This window comes from Wenxinia marina DSM 24838, assembly GCF_000379485.1.
Classification (GTDB): domain Bacteria; phylum Pseudomonadota; class Alphaproteobacteria; order Rhodobacterales; family Rhodobacteraceae; genus Wenxinia; species Wenxinia marina.
Window position 1 is genome coordinate 225,436 of sequence record NZ_KB902312.1, and the last position, 19,526, is coordinate 244,961.

Genomic DNA, 19,526 nt, shown 5'->3' on the forward strand with positions numbered 1-19,526 from the left:
CGCCGTTCTTGGCCGCCCCGGTCACTCCGTCGCCTCCGTCCGCACCTTGCGCGGATCGGGCTTGGGCGGGCGGCGCATCGCGAAGAACACCCGCTCCAGCGGGCCGCGCACCATCTGGTCGAGCGCGCCCGTGAACAGGATCACGAGGGCCTGGATCACCACGATCAGCTCGCGCGGGATCGTCGTCCAGAAGGCCAGCTCGGCCCCGCCCTGGTAGAGGAAGCCGAACAGGATCGCCGCGAGGAACACGCCGAACGGATGGCTGCGCCCCATCAGCGCCACCGCGATCCCGATGAAGCCCGCGCCCTCGGTCGCGTTCAGGACCAGCCGCTCCGCCTCGCCCATGACGTTGTTGATCGCCATCATCCCGGCGAGGCCGCCGGAGATCAGCATGGTGATCATGATGATCCGCGTCGGGTTGATGCCGGCGTACTTCGCCGCCGGCTCGGAATGGCCGAAGGCGCGGATCTCGTAGCCGAGGCGGGTGCGCCAGATGAGCGCCCAGAGCGCGACGCAGGCGGCGATGGCGACGAAGAAGGAGACGTTCGCCGGGGTGCCGCGGAACAGCACCTGGTCGCCGAACGAGAACATCTCCTGGAAGGTCGGCAGGTGGGTGCCGGGCTGGAACGTGGTCGTCGCCGGCTCCATCGAGCCGGTGGGCTTCATCGGCCCGACCAGCAGGTAGTTCAGCAGCGCCGCGGCGATGAAGTTGAACATGATCGTCGTGATGACGATGTGGCTGCCCCGCTTGGCCTGCAGGAAGGCCGGGATCGCCGCCCACGCCGCGCCCGCCAGCGCCGCCCCCAGCGATGCGGCGACCAGCGCCAGCGTCCAGTGCGGCCACGGCATGTAGAGGCAGACCAGCGCGACGCCAACGCCCCCCAGCATCGCCTGCCCCTCGCCGCCGATGTTAAACAGGCGCGCATGGATCGCGATCGCGACCGCGAGGCCGGTGAAGACGAAGTTGGTGGCGTAGTACAGCGTGTAGCCCCACCCGTAGGTGGATCCCAGCGCCCCCTGCACCATCAGCTTGAGCGCTTCCCACGGGTTCTCGCCGATGGCCAGGATCACCAGCGCCGAGATGAACGCCGCGAGGATCAGCGAGATCAGAGGCACGAGGATCACTTCGGCCCAGGCGGGCATCTTCTGCATCGCTATACCTCCTTCGCCGCGGACCCGCCGGCCCGGGCGAGCTGCGCCTCGACCTCAGCGGCGTCGTGCGGGCGGTCGGTGTCGGTGATGCCGGCCATGAGCAGGCCGAGCTCGCGGGCGTCGGTCTCGGACGGCAGGCGCTCGCCCATGATGCGGCCGTCGAACATGACGACGATCCGGTCCGACAGCGACATGATCTCGTCCAGCTCGACCGAGACGAGGAGCACCGCCTTGCCCTCGTCGCGCAGGGCGACGATCTGCTGGTGGATGAATTCGATGGCGCCGATGTCGACGCCGCGGGTCGGCTGGCCGACGAGCAGAAGGTCGGGATTGCGCTCGATCTCGCGCGCGACCACGATCTTCTGCTGGTTGCCGCCGGAAAAGCTCTTGGCGGGCAGCGCCGGGTTCGGCGGGCGGACGTCGAAGCGCTTCATCTTCGCCTCGGTGTCGGCGCGGATGGCGGCGTTGTCGGTCAGGATCCCGCGATTGTACTTGGGATCGTCGTGGTAGCCGAAGGCGACGTTCTCCCACGCGGCGAAGTCCATGATCAGCCCCTCGCGCTGGCGGTCCTCGGGCACGTGCGCGATGCCCCGGCGGCGGCGCGAACGGCCGTCGGACTTCGCCCCGGTCAGGTCGATCGGCTCGCCGTTCACGAGGATCGTGCCGCGTGCCTTCTCGTACCCGCCGAGGACCTCCAGCAGTTCGGACTGACCGTTTCCGGCGACGCCGGCGATGCCGACGATCTCGCCCGCGCGGACGTCGAAGGAAACGCCCTTCACCCGCTCCACGCCCTTGTCGTCGGTGACGTGGAGGTCCTTGACCTCCAGGACCCTTGCGCCCGGCTTCGCGACGTCCTTCTCGACCTGGAGGAGGACCTTGCGGCCGACCATCAGCTCGGCCAGCTCCGTCGGGTTGGTCTCGGCCGTCTTCACCGTCGCTGTCATCTCGCCTCGGCGCATGACGCTGACGGTGTCGGTGATGTCCATGATCTCGCGCAGCTTGTGCGTGATGAGGATGATCGTCTTGCCCTGCGCCTTCAGCCCTTCGAGGATGCGGAACAGGTGGTCCGCCTCGGCGGGGGTGAGGACGCCCGTGGGCTCGTCGAGGATCAGGATGTCGGCGCCGCGGTAGAGCGCCTTGAGGATCTCCACCCGCTGCTGCATGCCGACGCCGATATCCTCGATCTTCGCGTCGGGCTCGACGTTCAGCTCGTACTCCTCGGCCAGCTGCTTCAGCTCGCGCCGGGCGCGGGAGAGGGAGGGCATCAGCAGCGCCGAGTCCTCGGCGCCGAGGACGACGTTCTCGAGCACGGTGAAGTTCTCGACCAGCTTGAAGTGCTGGAACACCATGCCGATGCCGGCGGCGATGGCGGCCTGGCTGTCGGGGATCTGCACCTGCTTGCCGTTGATCCAGATCTCGCCGGCGTCGGCCTTGTAGAAGCCGTAGAGGATCGACATCAGCGTCGACTTGCCGGCGCCGTTCTCGCCGATGATGCCGTGGATGGTGCCGGGCATCACGCGGATCGAGATGTCCTTGTTGGCCTGTACGGGGCCGAAGGCCTTGGAGATGCCCTTCAGCTCGATCGCGGGGACCGTGCCGTCGGCCGCTGTGCCTGCCTGCATGCTGTCGTCCGCCTGGGTCATGGGGTCACGATGCGGTAGCCGCCGCCGCTGACCGGCACGGCGCAGGCGCCCGGGGCGACCTGCGGCATCGCGGTGTAGTGGGTGAACCGCGCGGCGGCCTCGTCGGAGCAGCGGGGCAGGGTGATGCGGGCGTAGCCCTGGTCCTGCATGCAGGCGGCGACGACGCGCGTGCGCAGGCCTGCGTTGCTGTCGTAGCTGACGATGTCGCCCCCGATGGTGTCGCCGCCGGTGGTGCGGCAGATTTCCTCGCCGGTGATCGAGGTGCGGCAGCGGGTGCGCTGGGGCGTGGTGAATTCGGGGGTGGTGCGGATCTGCGTGTTCGCGGGCACCTCGCGCGCGGCGTCGACCTCGCAGGCCGTCAGCGCGCGCTCCATCCGGGCCGGGTCGGCGCCGGCGCGATACCAAAGGGACGGGTCCGGCCGCGGCGGCATGCACGCGGCGAGCGCCAGCGGCACCGCCAGCGTGGCGGCGGTGCCGAGGGCCGGCCCGAAGGCGCTGGGGCGTCCATGGATCATCGGGCTGTCCTTGCGAAAGGGGCCGCGCCGTCGCCGACGCGGCCCCCCCTGTGCGTCATGCGGGGCGGCTCAGAACTGGACCGCCGGGCAGGTCTCGTCCGACATGTAGTCGTGCACCTCGATCGAGCCGTCCTCGATGCCGGCCATCGCCTCGTCGACGGCGGCCTGCATCTCGGCGGTGATCAGGTCGGCGTTGTTCTCGTCGACCGCGACGCCCACGCCGCCGTTCGCCACGCCCATCACCTGGACGCCGGTCTCGACCTCGGGGCCGGCCGACATCGCGTCGTAGACGGCGTTGTCGACGCGCTTGAGCATCGAGGTCAGGACCTGGCCGGGGTGCAGGTAGTTCTGGTTGCTGTCGACGCCGATGGACAGGATGCCCTGGTCGGCGGCGGTCTGCAGCACGCCCACGCCGGTGCCGCCGGCGGCGGCGAACACGACGTCGGCGCCCTGGCTGATCTGCGCCTGCGTCAGCTCGGAGCCCTTCACCGGGTCGTTCCACGCGGCCGGCGTCGTGCCGGTCATGTTGGCGATCACGGTCGCGTCGGGGTTGGTGTCCATCACGCCCTGGGCGTAGCCGCAGCCGAACTTGCGGATCAGCGGGATGTCCATGCCGCCGATGAAGCCGACGGTGCCGCTCTCGGAGGCCATCGCGGCGAGCACGCCGACGAGGTAGGAGCCCTCGTGCTCGTCGAACACGACCGAGCGGACGTTCGGCGCCTCGACCACGGCGTCGATGATGACGAAGGTGGTGTCCGGGTAGTCCGGCGCCACGGTTTCGAGCGCGGTCTGATTCGAGAAGCCGGCCATGATGACGGGGTTGTAGCCGGCCTCGGCGAAGCGGCGGATCGCCTGCTCGCGCTGGGCGTCGGACTGCAGCTCGACCTCGGCGTAGGTGCCGCCGGTCTCCTCGGCCCAGCGCTCCGCGCCGTTCCAGGAACTCTCGTTGAACGACTTGTCGAACTTGCCGCCCAGGTCGAAGATCACCGCCGGATCGGCGAGCGCGGCGCCGGCCGTGACGGCGAGCGCGGCGGTGGCGCCGAGAAGCGATTTCATGAAGGTCATGGGTCTCTCCCGTTGATTGTTCTTCGTCCGACCCGCAGGTGCGGGCGGACCTTATCCGCGGCATGTCAGGACAATTCGCGTGTCTGAGTCAATTTAGGGCAGTGGCCCGCGCGGCGGTCAACCTCAATTTCGTCGCGTCAGCGTGCGATTTGACCAGATGGTCAGAAATGCGGCGACGCGATCCGCTTCCGGAGGACCAGTGCGTCGGTGGCCGGTCCGTCCTTGCGGGCGTAGTAGCGCCGCCGGCGGCCCGCTTCCTGGTAGCCGGCAACGGCATAGAGGGCGCGGGCGGCGTCATTGTCTTCGGCCACGTCGAGGAAGACGGCCTCGGCACCCGCAGCCCGGGCCCCGTCCTCGAACGCGGCGAGCGCGGCGCGGGCGTGGCCCTGCCGGCGGTGGGCGGGGTCGGTGGCGAGCGTGAGGATCTCGGCCTCGTCCGCGATCACCCGGCCGAGGACGAAGGCGGGACCGTGCACCTCGAGGACCGCGCCGGGGGCGGCGAGGAGGGCGGCGAACTCGCCCGCGCTCCATCCCCGCTCGTCCGGGAAGGCGGCGGCGTGGAGGGCCGCGAGCGCCGCGGGGGTCATCGCAGGATGACCGGCGGCGGGTCCGACGGCGGCGCCGCGTCGGCGGCCCGGACGTAGAGCGGCGCAGGACGCGGTGCCCCGGTGCCGAGCCGCCGGGCGGCGATCCGGGCGATCCGGCGCACCGCCTCGTCCGGTCCGATGGGGGGAAGAGCGTCCGCCGGCGCTTCGTCGCCCGGGGTCAGCGCCGGCTCGGTCATGCCGTCCGCCGTGAAGGTCTGCTGGTACACCTGTCCGCGAGGCGCCGTGACGATGGCGCTGCAGGGCTGCGGGGCACCGTCCGCCAGAGCCTCGAACGCGGACACGCCCACCGCCTCGACCCCCAGCCCCAGCGCCAGTCCCCGCGCCGCCGCCACCGCGATCCGCAGGCCGGTGAAGTTGCCCGGCCCGGTGCCGACGCCGATCCCGTCCAGGTCGCGCCAGCCGAGGCCGGCCTCGGCCAGCACCTCCTCCAGCAGCGGCATCAGCCGTTCGGCCTGACCGCGGGACATCTCCTCCACCCGTTCGGCGAGGATCCGATTCCCGGACAGCAACGCGGCCGCGCAATGCGCGGCCGACGTGTCGAAGGCGAGGAGGGTGGTCACGGGGACGCGTCAGGCCGCGACGGGGCGGACCTCGACGACCTCGGGGATGTAGTGCCGCAGCAGGTTCTCGATGCCCATCTTCAGCGTCAGGGTCGAGGACGGGCAGCCTGCGCAGGCGCCCTGCATGTGCAGGTAGACGATGCCCCGGTCGAAGCCGTGGAAGGTGATGTCGCCGCCGTCCTGCGCGACCGCCGGGCGGACGCGGGTGTCCAGCAGTTCCTTGATCTGCTCGACGATGGCGCCGTCCTCGCCGGTATGCTCGGCATGGCCGACGGCGGCCGAGCCGGCCTCGCCCTCCATCACCGGCGCGCCGGACTGGTAATGCTCCATGATCGCGCCGAGGATCGCGGGCTTGGCGTGATCCCAGGCGACGCTGTCGGCCTTGGTCACGGTGACGAAATCGGTGCCGAAGAACACGCCCGTCACGCCGTCCACGCCGAATATGCGGGAGGCGAGGGGCGACTTGCCGGCGGCGTCGGCGGTGGGGAAGTCGGCGGTCCCGGCCTCCAGCACTTCCTTGCCGGGCAGGAACTTGAGCGTCGCCGGGTTCGGGGTGGATTCGGTCTGGATGAACATCGCGGCCAACCTTTGTTGTCAGGCTCCTCATATGCGGGGAGAGGCCTCACCCGTCAAGGATTGGAACCATTCTAAAGAAGCGGCGGAGCAGTGGAAAGGGACCTGAAACGGGACGGGCCCGGCCGGCGCGGGGCCGGCCGGACCCGAGGAAGTCACATCCGCGAGATTTCGACGCGGTCCTGCGACAGGACCTGGCCGTCCGCCTCGATCACCGCGATCACGTCGGTCACCGGCGTCCGGTCGAGCGAGACCTTGACGTTGGTGTTCGCGCCGGCCGTCAGCGGGGCCGAGCCGAGCAGCGTGCCGTTCAGGTTCTGGATCAGCAGCGTCGCGTCGGTGGCCGAGGTCACGAGGTTCAGCTCGAGATTCGTGCTGGCGTTCTGCGCCGGCTGGATCGCGACGTAGCTGGTGTCGGCGGCGGCGAGGGTGGCGGTGCCGACGGTGGCGGCGAGCGCGAGGGCGAGAATGCGGGTCATCTTGGTCTTCCTTCTTTGATCTTCAGGGCGGCGTGTCTGCCGCCGTGCCGATCAGGAAAGCGCTGTGACGGCTCCGGGCAACGGCCTGAAACATCACGAAAAAACGATGCTGTGTCGGAAGGCGTACGATCTTGAAAACGACACCGCGGGGACGGGTGGCCGGTTCTGTCGCACGGCCGCACAGGCCATTTCACACACCTGCACCGTCCGCCGGTGATCTGCCTGCGTCATGAGCACGACGGGCCTCTCACCGGACGGGCGCCGAGGCCGACACATAACCGTGATCAGGCGCGTTCGTGAACGACGGATCGACGGCGACGGACGTACGATGCCCGTCCGCCGGGGGGCCGGGGCCGACGGCCGGGCTCAGGTGATCGCTTCGAGCCGTTCCTTGGACATCGTGCCCGGCACGATCGTCACCGGGATGTCGAGGCTTCCGGCATTCCGCGTCATCTCGGTCACCAGCGGCCCGGGTCCCTTGCGATCGGCCCCGGCGCCGAGGACGAGGACGCCGATCTCGGGGTCCTCCTTGATCTGCGCCAGGATCTCGGGGACCGCGTCGCCCTCGCGGATCACCAGCTCGGGGTTCACCCCCTGCTTGTCGCGCATCCACTTGGCGAAGACGTCGAAATGCGCGCTGATCCGCTCGCGCGCCTCCTCGCGCATGATCTCGGCCACGCCCATCCAGTGGTTGAACTCCTCCGGGGGGATCACCGACAGGATCACCACGCCGCCACCGGTATGGGCGGCCCGCATCGCGGCGAAGCGCATGGCGTTGAGGCACTCGCGGCTGTCGTCGAGGATGACGAGGAACTTGCGCATTGGGGCCTCCCGCTGACGGCGGCGATAATGACGAAGCGCCCGCGAGCCCGCAACCGGCGCTAGGCGCCCCGCACGATGTCGCGGAAGGCCCGCAGGGTCGCGCGGCCCAGCCGCTCGGCCGCGAGAAGGGCCAGCTGCAGGACCAGGGCGTACAGCGCGGCCGCCGCGACGATCGCGAGGTCGGTCAGCCGCACCAGCGCCCGGAACACGCGCCCCTTGCCGAGCGCGTCGAACGTGGCGCGGGTCTGCGGCCCCATCACGTCCGCCGCGCGGGCGACCCGCGCCGCGTCCTCGGCCCCGTCGACGTGGCGCATCAGGTGGACGGCGTCGGCCACGGACGTCCGCTCGACGATCCGGCCGAGGTCGGCCGCGACCGCGCCGAGGGCGGCGACGCGGGTCATGTCCGCCACCTCGTCCAGCTCGGCCCGGCCGAGGAGGTAGGGCGTGATCCGCGCGGGGCGCAGGCCGACGTCGGACAGCCGCGAGAGGTCGGCGACGAAGGCCGGCCGCAGCGTGTCCATCCGCCGCGCCACCCGCAGCAGGCCGGCGCCCGCCTTCACGGTCAGCGACGAGCCGCCCGAGGCCACGACCAGCGTCGTCGCGCCGAGGCCGACGATGGCGAGGCCGACGTCCAGCCGGTCGATCTCCTCCTCGCGCCACCACGCCACCCCCGCCCGGCGCAGCGCGTTGGCGTCGCCCACCGGACTGATCTCGACGGGGATGCCGCAGGCGGCGAGCAGGTCGAGCCGCGGGCACTCCGCGATGTCCGCCGCGCAGCGGGCGCAGGTGCGGGTCGTGGCCCAGAGGCCGGTTTCGGCCTCTTCCAGCGCCGCGTACTCCTCCGCGAGATCCGGCGGCACCTCCCGCCCGAACCGCTCCGCCAGTCCCGCCACCAGCCGCGCCCGGTCGAGGTCGCCCGCCTCCAGCGCCGCGCCCATCTCCGCCGCAACCCACTCCGCCGTCACCTCGCGCGACAGCGCGACGGTCAGCTGCCGCCGCGCCTCGTCGGCCGTGCGGTCCACGAAAGGGGCGGTGAAGGGCGACTGCGTCAGAAGCAGGAGCAATGCGGTGATCGTCAGCGCCACCGGCGCGAGGGTCAGCAGCCGGACGAGGGCGCCGCGCACCGGGCCATGCCGCCGCGTGCCGCGCGCGGCGCGCCCCTCCGGGGGACGGGCCGGCGCGGCGAGCGTGCTCACGCGGCGGACGCCGCCCAGTCCCAGTACAGCTCGCGCGCCCGGCGGGCGACGGGGCCGACCTGGTACTGGACGTCCTCGAACGCGGTCACCGGCGTCACCTTGTTCATGTTGCCGGACAGGAAGACCTCGTCCGCCTCCTCCACGTCGCGGAAGGTCAGCACGGCCTCGGTCACCGTCATGCCGTTGGCGCGCAGGGTCTCGATATGCCGCGCCCGGGTGATGCCTGCGAGGAAGGTGCCGTTCGGGACCGGCGTCTTCACCTCGCCGTCCTTGACGATGAAGACGTTGGCCGTCGCCGTCTCGGCCACGTTGCCGATGGCGTCGGCGACGAGCGCGTTGGAGAAGCCGCGGGAGCGCGCCTCGGTCAGCATCCGCGCGTTGTTGGGGTAGAGGCAGCCCGCCTTGGCGTTCACCACCGCGTCCGCCATCACCGGCCGGTGGAACTGCGTCCGGCAGAGCGTCGCCGAGGCGGTCTCCGGCGCCATCGGGATCTCCTCCAGGCAGATCGCGAAGCCGGTCTCGTCCGGCTGCGGGACGATGGCGGTGACGTCGCCGTGGATGCCCCAGTACATCGGCCGGATGTAGACGGTCGCGTCCCTGGGGTAGAGCGCCAGCCCCTCGCGCACCATCTCGACCATCTGCGCGGTGTTCACCGTCGGCGTCAGCATCAGCGCCTCGGCCGAGCGGTTGACGCGCGCGCAGTGCCGGTCGAGGTCGGGTGCGTAGCCGTAGGCGTAGCGCGCGCCGTCGAACACGGAACTGCCCAGCCACGCGCCGTGGTCCGCCGCCCGCATGATCGGCACGTCGCCCTCGTGCCAGGCGCCGTCGAACCAGGTGCGGATGTTCTTGCCGGTGGCCATGGGGGTCCCTCCTGTCGCCGCGACGCTAGGCGAGGGGCGGGGCGAGGTCCAGCCTCGGGGGGGTGTCCGGGGGCGGCGCACGTTTGTTAGGCTTGGCGGTGACGAAGAGGGAGGATGCCATGACGACGGGACACAAGGGGCACTGCCTCTGCCGGGCGGTGCGCTACGACACCGGGGGCGAGCCGCTGTGGGTGACGGTCTGCTACTGCCGCTTCTGCCAGCGGGCGACCGGCTCGGACCGGATGATCGAGCCGATCTTCGACCGCGCGCACTTCGCCTTCGACGGACAGGAGCCGTCCGTCTACACCCTGCCGTCCGAGGGCAGCGGCAAGGACATCCACGTCCATTTCTGTGCGACCTGCGGCACCAAGCTGGCCCTGACGTTCGAACGCTGGCCGGACCGGATCGGCATCTACGTCGGCACGCTGGAGGTACCGACGGCGATCGCGGCGACGCCGGAGAACAGCAAGCACATCTTCGTCTCCGAGGCGCGGCCGGGGACGATCCTGCCGCCGGGGGTCAGGACCTACACGCGCCACGCGGCAGAGAACGACGGGACGCCGCTGGATCCGGTGATCCACGACGCCCCGACGGTCGTGTGACGGGACGGCCCCGCCGACGGCGGCGGGGCCGGTCCCCGGGCGCAGAACCTCCCGCGCCCTCAGGCGGCGTCGGCCAGCCCGCGCCCCTTGAGCAGCGCCTCGACCCCCGGCATCCGGCCGCGGAAGCGGGTGTAGAGGTCCGCCGCCTCCTCGGACCCGCCGCGGGACAGGATGTTGGCCTCGAGACTCCTCGCCAGCTCGGCATCGAACGGGTCGCCCTTCTCCTCGAAGGCAGCGAAGGCGTCGGCGTCCATCACCTCGGACCACATGTAGCTGTAGTAGCCCGACGAATAGCCGTCGCCCGAGAAGACGTGGGCGAAGTGCGGCGTCGCGTGGCGCATCCGGATCGCGTGCGGCATGCCGATCTCCTCCAGCACCTCGGCCTGGCGCTGCATCGGATCGGCCGGCGGCTCCTCGTCGTGGAAGGACAGGTCCACCAGCGCCGAGGCGACGTATTCGACGGTCTGGAAACCCATGTCGTAGGTGGCGGCGCCCAGTACTTTGTCGAGCAGGGCCTCCGGCATCGGCTCCCCGGTCTCCGCATGGGTGGCGTAGTCCTTCAGGACCTGCGGCACCTCCAGCCAGTGCTCGTACAGTTGGCTCGGCAGCTCGACGAAGTCGCGGGCGACCGAGGTGCCCGAGATGCTCTCGTAGGTGACGTCGGACAGCATCTGGTGCAGCGCGTGGCCGAACTCGTGGAACAGCGTGCGGGCGTCGTCGTAGGACAGCAGGCACGGCTCGCCCTTCGGCGGCTTGGCGAAGTTGCAGACGTTGGTGACGATGGCGCGGACGTCGCCGTCCGTGCGCCGCTGGCTCCGCATCGCGCCGCACCAGGCGCCCGAGCGCTTGGAGCCGCGGGCGAAGTAGTCGCCGACGAACAGGGCGACGTGTTCGCCGTTCCGGGTCACGTCCCACATGCGGACGTCGGGGTGGTAGAGCGGGCCGTCGGCGGGCGCGAACTGCAGCCCGAACAGCTTGTTCGCGCAGTCGAACGCGGCCTCGATCATGCGACCCAGCTGGAAGTACGGCTTCACCTCGTTCTCGTCGAGGTCGTGCTCTTCCTTCCGCCGCTTCTCGGAATAGTAGCGCCAGTCCCACGGCTCCAGCGGGCCGGCGTGGCCGTCGGCGTGCAGCATCGCGGTGAGGCGCGTCGCGTCCGCCTCGGCCGCGGCCTTCGCCGGCTCCCACACCTGCATCAGCAGGTCGCGCACCGCCTGCGGATTGCCCGCCATCTCGGTCTCGAGCTTGTAGTCGGCGAAGCTGTCGTAGCCGAGGAGGTCGGCCCGCTGCGCCCGCAGGTCGAGGATCTCGGCCGCGATGGCGCGGTTGTCGGTGTCGCCGCCGTTGGCGCCGCGGGCGGTCCAGGCCTCGTAGGCCTTGTGGCGCAGGTCGCGGCGGGGCGAGAACTGCAGGAACGGCACGATCAGCGAGCGCGACAGCGTGACGACCGGCCCGCCGGCGCCCCTCTCCTCGCCCGCGGCGCGGGCGGCGGAGACGACGAAGGAGGGCAGGCCCTCCATGTCGGCCTCGGACAGGGGCATCTCCCACTCGCGCTCGTCGGCGAGCAGGTTCTGCGTGAACTCGGTGCCGAGGCTGGCGAGGCGGGACTTGATCTCGGTCAGCCTGTCCTCGGCGAAGCCGGTCAGCTCGGCCCCCGAGCGGACGAAGGAGCGGTGGGTCAGGTAGAGGACGCGCTGTTGCTCCGGCGTGAGGTCGAGGCTCTCGCGGTCGGTCCACAGCGTCTCGATCCGCTGGAACAGCTGCTTGTTCGACGTGATGGCCGAGGAGTAGGCCGACAGCTTGGGCGCGAACTCGCGCTGCAGCGCCTCGCGCTTGGGGTTCGAGTCGGCGCCGGCGACGGAATAGAACGCGCCGAGGACGTCGCTCAGCCGCCGGTCCGCGGATTCCAGCGCCAGGATCGTGTTCTCGAAGGTCGGCGCGTCCTGGCTCTCGGCGATGGCGAGGATGCGGGTGGTCGCCTCTTCCAGCGCGGTGTCGACGGCGGGGGACCAGTCGTCGTCGGTGATGGCGTCGAACGGCGGCAGGCCGAAGGGCGTGGTCCAGGTGTCGAGCAGCGGGTTGGTCATGAAGCCTCCTTGTCGTGACCAGACCTAGGGGGCGCAGCGCGAAACAACCAGCCCTTCAGCCGATCAGCGCCACGGCGAGCGAGGTCGCGAGCATGCCGACCGCCACCGGCAGCCACAGCCGCCGCTCCGCCCGCGAGGGGGTGGCGGCGTTGCCCACTGTGCTGAGGGCGGAGACCGCGACGGCGACCCAGACGGTCCAGCGGGGAAGTTCGACGGCCAGCCCCGCCGCCGACAGGACCGCGGCGGCGAGGAAGGCCAGCAGCGCCGCCTGCACCGCGGCGCCGAGGCGCACCGACCGCGGCAGCACGCCCGGGAAGGCGCCCGCGAGGGTCAGGTGGCCCCACGGCGCCCCGGCGGCGAGCGCGAGCTGGAACAGGGCGGTCGCGCCGGCGAGGAAGGCGAAGGCCAGCGCGGCCGCCTCCGCCATCAGCGCGGCTTCTCGACCGATTGATACATCGACACGATGTGTCCGTCCGGGTCCGCCACCTCGGCCGACCAGCCCCCGGGGGCGTGACTGACGGGAGTCACCAGCGCCGCGCCCTTGGCGAGCAGGCCGTCCAGCACCGCGTCGATGCCGCCCTCGTCGAGGTCGAAGACGATCATCGGGGAGTTCCCCGTCTTCACCTCGCCCCTGACGAAGACCAGCTCGATGCCGCCGTCGGTCGAGGCCATGAGGAAATCGCCATGGTCCTCGTCCGGGATGCGCCGGACATCCAGCCCGACCACGTCGCGCCAGAACGCCTCCGTCCGGTCGATATCGCTGACCCAGTAGAATATAGTGCCGATCTTGCAGGTGCCGAGCATCCAAGCCTCCGTTTCACGATGTCTCGCCGGTATGTTGCCGCGCCGCGGTCTTTCGTGAGGGCGTCACGAGAAAAAGATGGCCGTCGGGATCATGACTGGCAAAGCGCGTCGTCGGGCGGCGGGCAAGGACGGCCTGCAGCTCCGCCCGGCGGGCGCCGCCGGCGCCGGCGCGCTGCGGCGGCAACGGCTGGCCGGCGAGCCGGAGACGCAGGGCGGCGAGGCGCTGGCGCAGGGCGGTGTCGGGGAGGTCGAGGAGCCAGCGGATCTCGGCCCGGGTGCAGCCCGCGAGCGCCAGCCGCGCCACCCGGTCCAGCGAAGGCGGCAGCGGCGGCAAGGGTGGTCCGGGCTCCGCCTGGTCGTGCCACAGCGTGCCCACCCACTCCCGCTCGCGCCGCGCACGGCGCGCGGCACTCCGCCGCCCCATCGCCGCCTGCCGCCGGATCACGCCGGCCAGCCAGGGAACATCCTGCTCGGTCAGCCGCCCGACCCTGTGAGCGACGATCAGCGCTTCCTGCAGGACGTCCTCCGCCTCGCCGCCCGCGTGCCGCCGGGCCACGGCGAGGAGGCGCTGGCGCAGGGCGGGCGTCACCGCCGCATCCCCTTCTCGAACCGCCGCAGGGCCAGCGACAGGCCGATCGTCATCGTAAGGTAGATGAGGGCGACGACGTTGTAGGTCTCGAAGTAGCGGAAGTTGCCCGCCGCGGTGACCTTGCCCAGCTGCGTGATGTCGGCAACGCCGAGGACCGAGACCAGCGAGGAATCCTTCACCATCGCCACGAAGTCGTTCCCCAAGGGCGGCAGGATCGTCCGCAGCGCCTGCGGCCAGACCACCAGACGGAACCGGTGCCACCGCGACAGACCCAGCGCCTCCGCCGCCTCGACCTGGCCCTTCTCCACCGATTGCAGGCCGGCGCGGAACACCTCGGCGAGGAAGCTGGCGTAAGCCAGCGTCAGCGCGATCACCGCCCGCCACAGGAGCGGGAAGTCGCGGCCGCGGATCGGCTCCAGTCCGAGGACCTCGCCCGCCCAGTTGCGGGCGGAGACGAGGGCCGGGGCAAAGACGAAGGCGACGTAGAGCAGCAGGACGATGATCGGGATGCCGCGCATCACCTCGACGTACAGACGGGCGGTCTGGCGGACGACCAGGCTGCGCGACAGCTGCATCAGCGCGAGGCCGAGGCCGAGCGCGCAGGCGCCGGCGTAGGCGATCACGGTCACGAGGACGGTGATCCAGATGCCCTTGGCCAGCGTGTCGAGGACGCCGGCGTAGATCTCGTCCGACAGGACCTCCCAGAACAGCCAGACGCCGGTCAGCACGACGACGACCAGCCACCACGGGAAGTCCCCGTCGCGGCCCGAGGGCGGGGGCGGCGGCGTCAAGGCGTCGCGGTCCGGGCCCGGGCGGCGCGAGGCCCCGGCTCGGGGGCCGGGGCGGGTAGGGTCTGCCCGTCCCGGGCCAGACCGGGGACCTCGCGGGGTCCGGGCGCGACCTCCGCCGAGCCGCTGGAGCCGGTTACGCGAGGCCCCGGCTCGGGGGCCGGGGCGGGTAAGGTCTGCCCGTCCCGGGCCTGACCCGGGACCTCGCGCAGTCCCGGACGAGCCGCGTCCGGACGCCCGCCGTGCGCCGCCAGCGCGGTCACTCGCCCATCTTGTACTCGAGGAACCAGCGCGTGTTCAGTTCGTCCAGCGTGCCGTTCTCGCGCATGGCCGCGATGGCGGCGTTGAACGGCTCCACCAGGTTGCTGTCCTTTGGGAAGATGAAGCCGAAATCCTCGGTCCCCAGCGGCTCTCCCACCACCTTGAGCCCGCCGTCCGAGGCGTCGACATAGCCCTGCGCCGCGACGCCGTCCGTCAGGACGAGGTCGACGTCGCCGTTGCGCAGCGCCTCGACGCCCGCGCCGAACGTCTCGAACAGCTGGATGCGCGGGTTCGCCTCGTCGCCGTCGAGCACGTCGTAGACCGCCACGTAGAACGGCGTGGTGCCCGGCTGCGCCGCGACGATCAGGTCGGGATCGGCGGCGAAGCCCGCCGCGTCCGAGAACCGCTCCTCGTCGCCGCGCACCAGCATTGCCATCTGGCTCGTCATGTAGCTGTCGGAGAAGTCCACGACCTCGGCCCGGTCCTCGCGGATCGTGATGCCGGTCATGCCCATGTCGAACTGACCCTCGGACACGGCGGGGATCATCGCGTCCCAGCTCGTCGTCTCGTAGACCGGCGTGATGTTGATGAGTTCGGCGATCTCGGCCATCGCGTCGTATTCCCAGCCGATCGGCGTGCCCTCGGGGCCGACGAACTGCAGCGGCGGGTAGGCGTTCTCGGTCGCGATCACGACCTCGCGGCCGCCGAGATCGGGCAGATCCTGCGCGGCGAGGAACGAGGGGGCGGCGGTGGCCGCGGCGAGGCCGGCGGCGAGCAGCAGGCGGTTCATGGGGCGTCTCCCGGTTGGATGCGGCGGCGAGTATGAAGGCGCCGCGGCGCGGCGCAAGAGCCTCCGCCTCGATGGGACCGGGCGGGGCGCCGTCGTTGGCGCGGCCCCCCTTCGGAGGATCAGTCTATGGGGCGGAGGCTCCGCCGGTCCCGGCGCGGCCCGGCCCGCCGACGTCCCCGGGCGCGACGGCGACCGACTTCACGATGGCATGGACCTGCGTCCCCGGCCGCAGCCCCATCGCCGTGGCCGACCGGCGCGTGATCCGCGCCAGCACCCGCCCCGCCGCGGTGTCGAGCGCGACGATCACGCCTGGCCCGTCGCCCGGATGCATCTCGCGCACGGTCCCCGGCAGGATGTTGAGGGCGGACAGGTCGTGCGGTCGCTCCCCCGCCAGGATCACCTCGTGCGCAGCGATGCGCACCCGCACCGCGCTGCCCGGCGGCCGCGCCACCTGCGGCAGGAACAGCGCCAGCCCGTTCGCGTCCAGCTCGGTCAGCCCGTCCTCGTGGTGCCGCACGACCCGCGCCGTCAGCACCGCACCGGCCTCGCGCGCCCCCGCCGGCAGGATCGCGGGGTCGCCCAGCACCTCGGACGCCGGCCCGTGCGCGGTGACGCGCCCCGCCTCCAGCGCGACGACCGTGGTCGCCAGCCGCGCCACCTCGGACGCGGAGTGGCTGACATAGAGGATGGGCACGCTGACCTCGTCCCGCAGCCGCTCGAAGTAGGGCAGGATCTCGGCCTTGCGCGCCTCGTCGAGCGCGGCGAGCGGCTCGTCCGCGAGGATCAGGCGCGGCGCCGACAACAGCGCGCGGCCGATGGCGACGCGCTGCTTCTCGCCTCCCGACAGCGTCGCCGGGCGCCGGTCCAGCAGCGGCCCGATGCCGAGCAGGTCCACGATCCGTCCCGTCTCCTCCCGCGGCGCGTCCTTCGGCGCGAACCAGGCTCCGTAGGCGAGGTTCTGGCGCACGGTCAGGTGCGGGAACAGCCGCCCCTCCTGAAAGATGTAGCCGATCCGTCGCCGGTGCGGCGGCAGCCGGATCCCGCGCCGGGTGTCGAGGAGCGTTCGGTCCCCCACCGCGATCCGCCCCTCGTCGGGCCGCAGGAGCCCCGCGAGCGCGTTGACGATGGTCGTCTTGCCCGACCCCGACCGCCCGAACAGGACCGTCACGCCCGGCGGCGCCCGAAACGCGGCCTGAAGCGTGAAGTCCGCAAAGGCGTGGCGCAGGGCGACGTCCAGCATCAGACGCCCCCGACCCGCGCCGCCACCCGCCGCCCGATCACCTCGGACAGCAGCAGCGCCGCCATCGCCACGACGACCGACACGATCACCAGCCGCACCGCCGACCCCTCGCCCCCCGGCACCTGCAGGAAGGCGTGGATCGCGGACGGGATGGTCCGGGTCTGGCCGGGGATGTTCGACACGAACGTGATCGTCGCGCCGAACTCTCCCATCGCCTTGGCGAAGGCGAGGATCGCGCCCGCCACGATGCCGGGCAGGATCAGCGGCAGCGTGACGGTGAGAAAGACCCACGGCGGCGAGGCGCCGAGGGTCGCCGAGGCCTGCTCCAGCTTCGGATCCACCGCCTCCAGCGACAGCCAGATCGCCCGCACCATCAGCGGGAACGCCATCACGCCCGCGGCCAGCGCAGCCCCCGTCCAGCGGAAGGCGAGCACGATGCCCCACTCGGCCAGCACGCCGCCCACCGGCCCCTGCGTGCCGAACGTCAGGAGGAGGAGGTAGCCCGTCACCACCGGCGGCAGGATCAGCGGCAGGTGGACGAGCCCGTTCAGCAGCTGCCGCCCGGGAAAGCGCCACCGCGCCAGGGCGTAGGCCGCGAGGATGCCGAACGGCAGGCTGACCAGCGTCGCCCAGAGAGAGACCTGCAGGGAGAGCGCGACCGCCCGCCATTCCTCGGGGCCGAGCCAGTCCGCCATCGGCTACGGCACGAGGACCGCGAAGCCCTGCCGCTCGAACGCCGCGCGGGCCTCGGGTCCCTGCAGGTAATCGAGGAACTCCGCTTCTTCCGCGATCTCGCGGGTGGCGAGATCGGCGGCCGCGTAGACGATGGGCGGGTGCGAGTCGGCTGGAAAGGTGCCGACGACGGTCACGTCGTCCTCGGCCACGGCATCTGTAGCGTAGACGATGCCGAGCGGCGCCTCCCCCGCCGACACGAAGGCGAGCGCCGCGCGCACGTTGTCGGCCTGCGCCACCTGCGCCGCGACGCCGTCCCACAGGCCGAGGCTCTCCAGCGCCGCCCTGCCGTAGATGCCGGCCGGCACCGAATCGACCAGCGCCATCGCCAGGCGGCCGTCGCCGAGGAGGCCGGCGAGATCGAGTCCCGGGCCGATATCGACCGGCGCCGCGTCGGCGCCCGCGGCGACGAGGACGAGGTCGTTGCCGAGCAGGTCGATCCGCGTCCCCGCCTCGACCAGCCCGTCCGCCTCGACCGCGTCCATCCAGTCCGGGCTCGCCGAGATGAAGACGTCCGCCGGCGCGCCCTGCTGGATCTGCCGGGCCAGCGCGGACGAGCCGGCGAGCGAGACGACGAGGTCGTGGCCGGTCGCGGCCTCGAACCCCGTCTCGATCTCGGCGAGCGCGTCGGCGAGGCTGGCGGCGGCGAAAACGACGACCTCGTCGGCCCGCGCCAGCGCGGGCGCAAGGGCGAGCGCCGTGGCGAGGGCAGGGGCGAGGCGCCGGATCGTCATCGTCCACCGGGAAGAGTGATGTGTTCCGCCGAACATATCGCAAGCGGGCCGGTACCGGGCAAGCGCTATTCGGTGCCGCCCGGCCCCTTCGCCATCGCCTGCAGGGCCGCAATCCCCGCCGCGCCGGCCTCGGCCGTGATCTCCTCGATCTCGCGGTAGGTCGCCAGAACCGCCTCGCCCGCTCCGGTCAGCCGCGCGCCGCCGCCCGCGGGGCCGCCGCGCGTCGAGTCGACCAGCGGCTCGCGGAAGGCGGCGTTCATCTCGCCGACCAGCATCCAGGCGCGCTTGTAGCTCATGCCCATCGCGCGGCCGGCCGCCGCGATGGAGCCGGTCTGGCGGATCCGCTCCAGGAGGTCCGCCTTGCCGGGTCCCAGCATGGCGTCCTCACCCAGCACGATCCGGATCCGGACCCGCGGCCCGCCGCTGGAGACTGCGTCGCTCATCGCGCCTGTATGCCAGCCGGCCGGCCCGGCGGGCAAGCCGGCCCGCCTGTGCCGGATCGCCCGGATCCCGCCCTTCGCAGGGGCGATCTCCCCACTTCGGCAGCTCGCATCGCCGCGTCCCGCTCAGCCCTCCTTGAGACGGTACAGCGCCGCGGGACGGTGGCGTCCGCCGGTCGACTTCTCGCCCGTATCCTCCAGCGCATACTCGCTCGCCAGCCACTTGCGGAAGTTGCGCTTGTCCATCGCCTCGCCGCGCAGCGTCTCGAAGACCTGCTGCGCCTGCGACAGGGTGAAGGCCGGGGGCAGGAAGTCGAACGCGATCAGCGCGCTGTCGTGAAGCGTCGCGGTCACGTCCCGCGCCAGCTGCGCCCGGCCGTCCGCAACGATGCGGTCGTGGTCGAAGGCCAGCGGCGGCAGGTCGTCGACCGCGAACCAGCGCGCGTCCCGCGCGTCGCTGCCGCCCGTCGCGATCAGGTCGTCCGACGGGACGAGGGCGACGAAGGCGACCGTGATGACGCGGCCGCGGGGATCGCGGTCGGGGTGTCCGTAGGTGCGCAGCTGCCGGATCGGAATGCCGGTGAGCCCGGTCTCCTCCTCCAGCTCGCGCAGCGCGCCGTCGCGAAGATCCTCGTCCATCTGGACGAACCCGCCGGGGATCGCCCAGGCGCCCCGGAACGGATCGATCTTCCTCTCGATGAGGAGGACCTGAAGGATGCCGTCGCGGATCGAGAAGACGAGGATGTCCGTCGTCACGCTCGGCCTGGGGTAGTCGTAGGTATAGCTCATCGTGCCTGCCTCTGGTCCTGAACGCCTGAATAGCCCGTCCGCCGGTGAGGGACAGGCCATTCGGTCCTGGGTCGGGAGCGGCGGCGCCGGGCGGGAGGGTCCCGGCGCCGCCGCGGGGGTCAGATCAGAAGCACTGCCAGACGGTGATCCAGTTGCCCCAGTAGTCGGTGACGGTGACCCACTCGCAGTAGTAGCCG

23 protein-coding genes are annotated in these 19,526 nt (G+C 71.7%); 1 reads left to right on the forward strand and 22 read right to left on the reverse strand.

Annotated features, from left to right (window positions below):
* Positions 1–21: 21 nt before the first annotated feature.
* The 11 genes from A37W_RS0117100 to A37W_RS0117150 form a co-directional block, all read right to left on the reverse strand.
* Positions 22–1,152, reverse strand: a complete 1,131-nt coding sequence (locus A37W_RS0117100; RefSeq protein ID WP_018304267.1) for an ABC transporter permease — start codon at positions 1,150–1,152, stop codon at positions 22–24.
* A 2-nt stretch (positions 1,153–1,154) separates the two neighbouring features.
* Positions 1,155–2,774, reverse strand: a complete 1,620-nt coding sequence (locus A37W_RS0117105; protein WP_018304268.1) for an ABC transporter ATP-binding protein — start codon at positions 2,772–2,774, stop codon at positions 1,155–1,157.
* A gap of 17 nt (positions 2,775–2,791) precedes the next feature.
* Positions 2,792–3,310, reverse strand: a complete 519-nt coding sequence (locus tag A37W_RS22325; RefSeq protein ID WP_018304269.1) for a hypothetical protein — start codon at positions 3,308–3,310, stop codon at positions 2,792–2,794.
* Positions 3,311–3,379: 69 nt separating this feature from the next.
* Positions 3,380–4,375, reverse strand: coding sequence for a BMP family lipoprotein (locus tag A37W_RS0117115; protein ID WP_018304270.1), 996 nt, complete (start codon positions 4,373–4,375; stop codon positions 3,380–3,382).
* A gap of 161 nt (positions 4,376–4,536) precedes the next feature.
* The gene (locus A37W_RS0117120; RefSeq protein WP_018304271.1) at positions 4,537–4,962 is read right to left on the reverse strand and encodes a GNAT family N-acetyltransferase; all 426 of its coding nucleotides are present in this window, start codon (positions 4,960–4,962) and stop codon (positions 4,537–4,539) included.
* Positions 4,959–5,543, reverse strand: coding sequence for a tRNA (adenosine(37)-N6)-threonylcarbamoyltransferase complex dimerization subunit type 1 TsaB (tsaB, locus tag A37W_RS0117125; protein ID WP_018304272.1), 585 nt, complete (start codon positions 5,541–5,543; stop codon positions 4,959–4,961). Before tsaB ends, A37W_RS0117120 begins: the two co-directional genes overlap by 4 nt.
* Positions 5,544–5,552: 9 nt before the next feature.
* On the reverse strand, positions 5,553–6,119 hold the full coding sequence (locus A37W_RS0117130) for a NifU family protein (RefSeq protein WP_018304273.1): 567 nt from the start codon (positions 6,117–6,119) through the stop codon (positions 5,553–5,555).
* Positions 6,120–6,271: 152 nt separating this feature from the next.
* Positions 6,272–6,595 (reverse strand): hypothetical protein, encoded by a 324-nt coding sequence (locus tag A37W_RS0117135; protein WP_018304274.1) that lies wholly within the window; start codon positions 6,593–6,595, stop codon positions 6,272–6,274.
* A gap of 366 nt (positions 6,596–6,961) precedes the next feature.
* Positions 6,962–7,417 carry a universal stress protein gene (locus A37W_RS0117140; RefSeq protein WP_018304275.1) on the reverse strand — a complete coding sequence of 152 codons (456 nt, stop codon included), beginning with the start codon at positions 7,415–7,417 and terminating at the stop codon, positions 6,962–6,964.
* Positions 7,418–7,476: 59 nt separating this feature from the next.
* Positions 7,477–8,613, reverse strand: coding sequence for a hypothetical protein (locus tag A37W_RS0117145; RefSeq protein ID WP_018304276.1), 1,137 nt, complete (start codon positions 8,611–8,613; stop codon positions 7,477–7,479).
* On the reverse strand, positions 8,610–9,473 hold the full coding sequence (locus A37W_RS0117150; RefSeq protein ID WP_018304277.1) for a branched-chain amino acid aminotransferase: 864 nt from the start codon (positions 9,471–9,473) through the stop codon (positions 8,610–8,612). The genes A37W_RS0117145 and A37W_RS0117150 overlap by 4 nt, the downstream gene beginning before the upstream one ends.
* A 119-nt stretch (positions 9,474–9,592) precedes the next feature.
* Here A37W_RS0117150 and A37W_RS0117155 point away from each other — a divergent pair, with 119 nt between their 5' ends.
* Entirely contained in the window at positions 9,593–10,075 is a 483-nt protein-coding gene (locus A37W_RS0117155) for a GFA family protein (protein WP_018304278.1), read from the forward strand.
* Positions 10,076–10,134: 59 nt separating this feature from the next.
* Here A37W_RS0117155 and A37W_RS0117160 read toward each other — a convergent pair whose 3' ends face one another.
* The 11 genes from A37W_RS0117160 to A37W_RS0117210 form a co-directional block, all read right to left on the reverse strand.
* Positions 10,135–12,162: a M3 family metallopeptidase gene (locus A37W_RS0117160; protein ID WP_018304279.1), complete on the reverse strand. Its 2,028-nt coding sequence runs from the start codon at positions 12,160–12,162 to the stop codon at positions 10,135–10,137.
* Between the two features lie 55 nt (positions 12,163–12,217).
* Complete coding sequence (locus A37W_RS0117165) at positions 12,218–12,589, reverse strand: hypothetical protein (protein ID WP_018304280.1); 372 nt, start codon at positions 12,587–12,589, stop codon at positions 12,218–12,220.
* A complete protein-coding gene (locus A37W_RS0117170; RefSeq protein WP_018304281.1) occupies positions 12,589–12,966 on the reverse strand; it encodes a VOC family protein in 378 nt (125 codons plus the stop codon). Before A37W_RS0117170 ends, A37W_RS0117165 begins: the two co-directional genes overlap by 1 nt.
* Before the next feature lie 13 nt (positions 12,967–12,979).
* Positions 12,980–13,555, reverse strand: a complete 576-nt coding sequence (locus A37W_RS22330) for a hypothetical protein (RefSeq protein ID WP_018304282.1) — start codon at positions 13,553–13,555, stop codon at positions 12,980–12,982.
* A complete protein-coding gene (locus tag A37W_RS0117180; RefSeq protein WP_018304283.1) occupies positions 13,552–14,346 on the reverse strand; it encodes an amino acid ABC transporter permease in 795 nt (264 codons plus the stop codon). Before A37W_RS0117180 ends, A37W_RS22330 begins: the two co-directional genes overlap by 4 nt.
* Before the next feature lie 256 nt (positions 14,347–14,602).
* Positions 14,603–15,394: a transporter substrate-binding domain-containing protein gene (locus A37W_RS0117185; RefSeq protein WP_018304284.1), complete on the reverse strand. Its 792-nt coding sequence runs from the start codon at positions 15,392–15,394 to the stop codon at positions 14,603–14,605.
* 124 nt (positions 15,395–15,518) lie between these two features.
* A complete protein-coding gene (gene modC, locus A37W_RS0117190) occupies positions 15,519–16,634 on the reverse strand; it encodes a molybdenum ABC transporter ATP-binding protein (RefSeq protein WP_018304285.1) in 1,116 nt (371 codons plus the stop codon).
* Positions 16,634–17,329, reverse strand: coding sequence for a molybdate ABC transporter permease subunit (gene modB, locus A37W_RS0117195; protein ID WP_018304286.1), 696 nt, complete (start codon positions 17,327–17,329; stop codon positions 16,634–16,636). Before modB ends, modC begins: the two co-directional genes overlap by 1 nt.
* Before the next feature lie 3 nt (positions 17,330–17,332).
* Positions 17,333–18,100 carry a molybdate ABC transporter substrate-binding protein gene (gene modA, locus A37W_RS0117200; protein WP_018304287.1) on the reverse strand — a complete coding sequence of 256 codons (768 nt, stop codon included), beginning with the start codon at positions 18,098–18,100 and terminating at the stop codon, positions 17,333–17,335.
* A 65-nt stretch (positions 18,101–18,165) separates the two neighbouring features.
* Positions 18,166–18,543, reverse strand: a complete 378-nt coding sequence (locus A37W_RS0117205; RefSeq protein WP_018304288.1) for a winged helix-turn-helix domain-containing protein — start codon at positions 18,541–18,543, stop codon at positions 18,166–18,168.
* 123 nt (positions 18,544–18,666) lie between these two features.
* The gene (locus tag A37W_RS0117210) at positions 18,667–19,329 is read right to left on the reverse strand and encodes an NUDIX hydrolase (RefSeq protein WP_018304289.1); all 663 of its coding nucleotides are present in this window, start codon (positions 19,327–19,329) and stop codon (positions 18,667–18,669) included.
* Between the last annotated feature and the right edge of the window lie 197 nt (positions 19,330–19,526).

Bases quoted from the DNA above. Each gene is read 5' to 3' on its own strand.
- A37W_RS0117130 (WP_018304273.1), bottom strand. From the start codon at position 6,119: ATGTTCATCCAGACCGAATCCACCCCGAACCCGGCGACGCTCAAGTTC.
- A37W_RS0117135 (WP_018304274.1), bottom strand. From the start codon at position 6,595: ATGACCCGCATTCTCGCCCTCGCGCTCGCCGCCACCGTCGGCACCGCC.
- A37W_RS0117205 (WP_018304288.1), bottom strand. From the start codon at position 18,543: ATGAGCGACGCAGTCTCCAGCGGCGGGCCGCGGGTCCGGATCCGGATC.
- A37W_RS22325 (WP_018304269.1), bottom strand. From the start codon at position 3,310: ATGATCCATGGACGCCCCAGCGCCTTCGGGCCGGCCCTCGGCACCGCC.
- modC (WP_018304285.1), bottom strand. From the start codon at position 16,634: ATGCTGGACGTCGCCCTGCGCCACGCCTTTGCGGACTTCACGCTTCAG.
- A37W_RS0117210 (WP_018304289.1), bottom strand. From the start codon at position 19,329: ATGAGCTATACCTACGACTACCCCAGGCCGAGCGTGACGACGGACATC.
- A37W_RS0117165 (WP_018304280.1), bottom strand. From the start codon at position 12,589: ATGGCGGAGGCGGCCGCGCTGGCCTTCGCCTTCCTCGCCGGCGCGACC.
- A37W_RS0117160 (WP_018304279.1), bottom strand. From the start codon at position 12,162: ATGACCAACCCGCTGCTCGACACCTGGACCACGCCCTTCGGCCTGCCG.
- modB (WP_018304286.1), bottom strand. From the start codon at position 17,329: ATGGCGGACTGGCTCGGCCCCGAGGAATGGCGGGCGGTCGCGCTCTCC.
- A37W_RS0117115 (WP_018304270.1), bottom strand. From the start codon at position 4,375: ATGACCTTCATGAAATCGCTTCTCGGCGCCACCGCCGCGCTCGCCGTC.
- A37W_RS0117140 (WP_018304275.1), bottom strand. From the start codon at position 7,417: ATGCGCAAGTTCCTCGTCATCCTCGACGACAGCCGCGAGTGCCTCAAC.
- A37W_RS0117105 (WP_018304268.1), bottom strand. From the start codon at position 2,774: ATGCAGGCAGGCACAGCGGCCGACGGCACGGTCCCCGCGATCGAGCTG.
- A37W_RS0117100 (WP_018304267.1), bottom strand. From the start codon at position 1,152: ATGCAGAAGATGCCCGCCTGGGCCGAAGTGATCCTCGTGCCTCTGATC.
- A37W_RS0117185 (WP_018304284.1), bottom strand. From the start codon at position 15,394: ATGAACCGCCTGCTGCTCGCCGCCGGCCTCGCCGCGGCCACCGCCGCC.
- A37W_RS0117120 (WP_018304271.1), bottom strand. From the start codon at position 4,962: ATGACCCCCGCGGCGCTCGCGGCCCTCCACGCCGCCGCCTTCCCGGAC.
- A37W_RS0117150 (WP_018304277.1), bottom strand. From the start codon at position 9,473: ATGGCCACCGGCAAGAACATCCGCACCTGGTTCGACGGCGCCTGGCAC.
- modA (WP_018304287.1), bottom strand. From the start codon at position 18,100: ATGACGATCCGGCGCCTCGCCCCTGCCCTCGCCACGGCGCTCGCCCTT.
- A37W_RS0117155 (WP_018304278.1), top strand. From the start codon at position 9,593: ATGACGACGGGACACAAGGGGCACTGCCTCTGCCGGGCGGTGCGCTAC.
- A37W_RS0117170 (WP_018304281.1), bottom strand. From the start codon at position 12,966: ATGCTCGGCACCTGCAAGATCGGCACTATATTCTACTGGGTCAGCGAT.